The sequence below is a fragment of the Acinetobacter sp. ANC 4636 genome, from assembly GCF_054454555.1.
On the sequence record NZ_JBTKVD010000034.1, the window covers coordinates 1 to 2,761 of the forward strand.

Here is a 2,761-nt window from a genome sequence, read left to right on the forward strand (position 1 = left end):
TTTTAGCCCAAGTTTACCTCAGTATGAATCGGATCAGGATAGCAGTACAACCTACGCCACATTAAGTGCAGGTAATATCATAATTGGTGGTAAGACAACAACAGTTGAAGAGCTGGGCATACATAGCGATATAGCAACAGCAAACAGACAGCTTGAAACCTTACCTAACCTGCAAGAGATCCTCGATAAACAAAAAACTGTTGCTGCTGCAACATCAACAATTGTGGCGGCGACGAGAACGTATAGTCAGAATCAGCAGATTGAAGCTGAGGAGGCGAAGAAAAATGCAAAGCAAAAAGTACTTGATGATTTGAAGTTAAATAACAATCAAGCATATGAATATTATGAAACTTTAAGCCCAGCTAAACAGAATGAGTATTTAAGTTATCTTTCATCTGATTATGCAGATGCAAGTCAAAATGCACAAGACTGGGGTATGGGGGGAGATAAGAGCCGTGCCTTAAATGCTGTCACGATTGCCATTACAGGTGCATTGGGTGGACAGACTGACTTGCAAGTCGTCACTAATACTTTAGCACCTTATGCAGCTTACAAGATTGGTGACCAATGGGGACATGGTGAGGACAAAAATACCGCAGCACAGCTTACAGCTCATGCAATATTAGGCGCTACACTTGCTTATATTAATGGTGGAGACCCCGTAGCAGGTGGTAGTGCAGCCGTGGCATCTGAAGCAGCAGCAACGTATCTGACTAATCAATATAAAGACAATTCAGCATATCAAAATGAGAAAGGCGAATTTATTCCGAATCTATTGCCAGAAGATGTGAAGACTAAAATTCGAGATCTAACGGCAGCAATTGGTGCCGTTGTTGGAGGAACAGTTGGAGATTCGGCATTTAATGCTCAGATAGCAGGAGTTGTAGGACAAAATGCAGTTGAGAATAATCGAGATATGCCTGCTGATAGTAAGTTGGCTATAAAAAGGGTAGAGGAAGCAAGAGCTCATGCTTGTGGTTCAGTTGGATTACCATCGAATTCACCAGCTTGTAGTCAATATTTACGAAATCAAACGGCTGTTATATTAAAATAATTTAGTGGATTAACTCTAGATATGCTGCCAGTAATTGGTACTATCAAAGGTTATGTGGAAGCTGAGACGGTTGGAGATTATATTTTCGAGACAGTTGGTCTTATACCAGGCGCTAAGATATTAGAAAAGCTTAATGCAGCAAGAAAAGCCTTTGAAGCAGCAAAAGAAGTAAAAGACGTAGCCAAAATGAAAGAAGCTTTGAATGATGCTGTACAAGCATGTTCAGGAAGTGCTTGTTTTACTGCGGGTACTTTAGTTGAAACCAATCAAGGTTTAAAAGCAATAGAAAAATTTGTAGGTGGGGAACTGGTTTGGGCTAGAAATGATAGAACTCTCAAATACGAATATCGACCTGTCATTGCAACTAAAATCACGAGGGATCAACCAATCTTTAATGTTGTGATTCGAGATCAATATGAAAGAGAAGAGATCCTTGAAACTACAGCAGAGCATCCATTCTGGATTAAAGGTTTAGGTTGGCTAAAAACTTCATTATTACAATCAGGTATGATTTTACTCGATCGGAATAATAATGAACTAAAGGTTGTAAGCCAAGCACTTATCCCAAATAAAGTTGAAACTGTTTATAATATTGAGGTTGACGGTTTCCATACCTATCATGTAGGTGAGCTAGGTACGTGGGTTCATAATGCGAACTGTTGTGAGATAAAACAAAATATTCAGAATATTGAGAAAAACTATGGGTATGCCGGTGTACATGCCTTAAATAGACACGGAGCAGGTACGACATTAGAGCAACAGAAATATAGAGCTAAGACTGGCATTCCTCCAGATCAGCCCAATAAATTAGCAAATATTAAAGATCCTAGAAATTTACCAGATGCTACAAGATTTTTATCTAATAAAGATCTTGAATATGCTTTACAGCAGGCCCTTAAATCACCTGATAAGGAAAAGGGTATTGTAGAAATTGATTTTGGACGAAAAATCGGGGAAGGTTATTATGGTGGTGGAAGAGTATATGCAGAATCTTCAAAAGCAGTTGTTATTTTTGATAAAAAAACTGGAAAATTAGTTAGTGCCTATCCAGTACTACCAGCTAGAAGTCATAAATAATTTTGTCAATAACAATTTTGAGATTAAAAATGTATTTAGTTAATAAGTCGTGGTTTTATGACATCATAGGTGATGTGGTCTCATTAGAAAGTGAACCAAATTTGTATTCCTGTGACAATTTAGAAGATATTCATAGAATTGGTAGGGAAATAACAATTCCATCGTACGAGTTCATGAAGAAAAAAAATTTAGCTTGGTATATTAATTATCGAACAGCATTTTTTTACCTTATGGAATTCGGAACAGAAGAAGAAAAGCTTCAATTTAAGCGATTACAAGATGTAATAATTAGTGGTCCTTCAAAAAAATCTTATGATTTTTTTATCGATTACTTTTATAAAGTTCTGTGGAAAGATTGCTTTGGTGAATTGAAGCTCTCCTTAGATATAAATGATTATAAGATAGTAGATGATTCAAGCTTTTCAGCTTTTAATTTCTTTGGAAATTATTATTATGAATGATCAAAAAATATATCAAAGAATCGGCGAATTGTTGTGGTCAATAATGCCAAAAGAAGCTAAAGAGATATATTTGGCACTGTTGCAAATAACCATAGATGCTAAGCTAAATACCCTTTTAGCTAAAAGTTCAGTATATGAATCCTTTCCATGGTCGACATTTTCAGAGTGA

The 2,761-nt window shown here is 36.5% G+C and carries 2 protein-coding genes and 1 pseudogene; all 3 read left to right on the forward strand.

What is annotated here, in order from left to right; translation table 11 throughout:
- Positions 1–910: pseudogene (locus tag ACX1N5_RS15600) on the forward strand (VENN motif pre-toxin domain-containing protein); the annotation flags it as partial.
- Between the two features lie 165 nt (positions 911–1,075).
- The gene (locus ACX1N5_RS15605) at positions 1,076–2,131 is read left to right on the forward strand and encodes a polymorphic toxin-type HINT domain-containing protein (RefSeq protein ID WP_458803543.1); all 1,056 of its coding nucleotides are present in this window, start codon (positions 1,076–1,078) and stop codon (positions 2,129–2,131) included.
- Between the two features lie 29 nt (positions 2,132–2,160).
- On the forward strand, positions 2,161–2,592 hold the full coding sequence (locus ACX1N5_RS15610; RefSeq protein ID WP_458803545.1) for a hypothetical protein: 432 nt from the start codon (positions 2,161–2,163) through the stop codon (positions 2,590–2,592).
- The last annotated feature ends 169 nt before the right edge of the window (positions 2,593–2,761 follow it).

Coding starts and splice junctions, on each gene's coding strand:
- ACX1N5_RS15605 (WP_458803543.1), top strand. CDS start 1,076: ATGCTGCCAGTAATTGGTACTATCAAAGGTTATGTGGAAGCTGAGACG.
- ACX1N5_RS15610 (WP_458803545.1), top strand. CDS start 2,161: ATGTATTTAGTTAATAAGTCGTGGTTTTATGACATCATAGGTGATGTG.